The sequence below is a fragment of the Variovorax sp. 01T432 genome (assembly GCF_056398605.1).
Window position 1 is genome coordinate 1 of the sequence record NZ_JBFTPS010000118.1, and the last position, 2,436, is coordinate 2,436.

3 protein-coding genes are annotated in these 2,436 nt (G+C 63.5%); all 3 read left to right on the top strand.

Translation table 11 applies throughout. The annotated features are described in order from the left end of the window. Nucleotides 1–77: 77 nt before the first annotated feature. Nucleotides 78–473: a transposase gene (locus tag AC1DNF_RS35440; protein ID WP_478153581.1), complete on the top strand. Its 396-nt coding sequence runs from the start codon at nucleotides 78–80 to the stop codon at nucleotides 471–473. Continuing rightward, nucleotides 470–802: an IS66 family insertion sequence element accessory protein TnpB gene (tnpB, locus tag AC1DNF_RS35445; RefSeq protein WP_478153583.1), complete on the top strand. Its 333-nt coding sequence runs from the start codon at nucleotides 470–472 to the stop codon at nucleotides 800–802. The genes AC1DNF_RS35440 and tnpB overlap by 4 nt, the downstream gene beginning before the upstream one ends. 63 nt (nucleotides 803–865) lie before the next feature. After that, the coding region (gene tnpC / locus AC1DNF_RS35450) for an IS66 family transposase (RefSeq protein ID WP_478153585.1) at nucleotides 866–2,436 on the top strand (1,571 nt) is incomplete at its 3' end.

Sequence of the window (2,436 nt, forward strand, 5' to 3'; positions counted from 1 at the left end):
GTAAGCGTCCGGCGATCCCATCTTGAATTCGCGGTAGGAGCAAAGGATGCTCGTATCCACTAACTCTTGGTGGACACGTGCACACTATCTCTCCTCAGGCTTCCGGCGATCGGCGGCGACGCCGGCTGCATAGCGACGAGTTCAAGGCCAATGCCGTTGCCTCGGCCGCGCAGCCCGGCGTCTCCATGGCATCGGTGGCAATGTCTCTGGGTATCAATGCGAACCTGCTGCGCCGTTGGGTGCGCGACGCGGAGATGCCGTCAGGCAGGACGGCAGAAGACAAAGCCTCCAAGGCCTTGCCCGGCGCCAAGCCCGAGCRTCCGTCGTTCGTCGCCTTGCAACTGCCTGCACCGGTCGCTCCGGCGAGCGACATTCGCATAGAAGTGCGGCGCGGCTCGACGACTATCGTGGTGACCTGGCCGGCGGCACTTGCTACCGAGTGCGGGACCTGGCTGCGCGAGTTGCTGAGGTGATCCGCATCGACGCCGTCTGGTTGGCGGTCGAACCGATGGACATGCGCGCCGGCACCGAAGCGGCATTGGGGCGTGTGGTGAAGGTCTTCGGTGAAGCCCGCCCGCATCACGCCTACCTGTTTGCCAACCGCCGCGCCAACCGCATGAAGGTTCTCGTGCACGATGGCATCGGCGTGTGGTTGGCGGCCAGGCGACTGAACGCCGGCAAGTTCGTCTGGCCACACGACACGACGGGAACACTGTCGCTCAGCAGGCCGCAACTCAACGCACTCGTTCTGGGACTGCCCTGGCAACGCGTCGGCGAGGCTGGAATCATCCGAGTTCTGTAGCGATGCGCAATCGATGAATGTGCCGATGTCGCCGGCGCACATCATCTGGCACGATCACCCTCCGTGATCGCCTCCCAGCAATTGGAATCGATGGATCCGGAGCAGATGCGCCAAGCCATGCTGGCGCTGATGAGCGAGCTGTCGGCCAAGGACGAGCAACTGCGAGACAAGGCCGTAGAACTCGAGAGATCGCAGCGCGAGGCTGCCTTCAAACAGACCCTGATCGACAAGCTCACGCACGAGATGGCGGTTCTCAAGCGCCTGAAGTTCGCCGCCACGAGCGAGAAGTTCAGGGCCGGCCTGAGTGCCGAGCAGAAGAGCCTGCTGGAAGAGACCCTCGATGGCGACATCGCTGAAGTCACCGGGGAGATCGAACGGGCCACCGCCAACAACAAAGGCAAGGACAAGAAGGACAAAGAACAGCCAAGGCGCCAGCCGCTACCCGCGCACCTGCCGCGGCGCGAGATGCGCCATGAACCCGAGAGCACTGTGTGCGGCTGCGGTTGCCAGATGAAGCGCATCGGTCAGGACGTCTCCGAGAAGCTCGACTACGAACCGGGCGTGTTCACGGTGGAACACCATGTTCGCGGCAAGTGGGCCTGCGTGCATTGCGAGAAGCTGGTRCAGGCCCCTGTCGCGCCGCACATCATCGACAAGGGCATTCCCACCGCAGGTCTGTTGGCCCAGGTGCTGGTGGCCAAGTTCCTGGATCACCTTCCCTTGTATCGGCAGGAGCACATCTTCCAGCGCGCCGGCATGGCCATCGCGCGCTCGACCTTGGCGCAGTGGGTGGGCGAATGCGGGGCGCAGCTGCAGCCGCTGGTAGACGCCCTGGAGGGCGAGCTGCTTCGCCACGACGTACTGCACGCCGACGAGACACCGGTGGCCATGCTCAAGCCTGGCAACAAGAAGACCCACAAGGCCTACATCTGGAGCTTCTGCACGACCAGCTTCAACTCAACCAAGGCGGTGGTGTTCAACTTCGCCGAGACGCGCAGCGGAGAGAACGTTCGCAGATTCCTCGGCCAGGACGGCGACACGCCATGGAAGGGCACGCTCGTCACCGACGGCTACTCAGGCTACAACGCGACCATCGCGAAGGGCGTGACGGCCGCCAATTGCATGGCGCACGCGCGCCGTAAATTCCACGAGCTGTGGGCCAACCACGGCAGCCAGGTCGGCGAGAAGGCGCTGCGGTACTTCCGGGTGCTGTTCAAGATCGAGGCGAAGCTCGGCGACCTTCCCCCCGAAGAGCGGCGACGAATTCGCAAGCGCAAGTCGGGTCGGGTGGCCGCGTTGCTCTACAAATGGCTTCTCCTGCAAAGGCAGCAGGTTCCACCAGGTTCGGCCACGATCAAAGCGATCGACTACAGCCTGAAGCGCTGGCCGGCATTGACGCGGTACATCGAAGATGGTGACGTGCCGCTCTCGAACAATTGGGTTGAGAACCAGATCCGACCTATCGCTCTGGGGAGGGGCAACTGGTTGTTCGCCGGCAGCCTGCGAGCGGGCAAGCGCGCAGCGGCGGTCATGAGCCTAGTCCACTCGGCACGCATCAACGGGCATGATCCCTATGCGTACCTGAAGGATGTCCTCGAGCGACTGCCGACCCACCCGGCAAGCCGGATCGATGA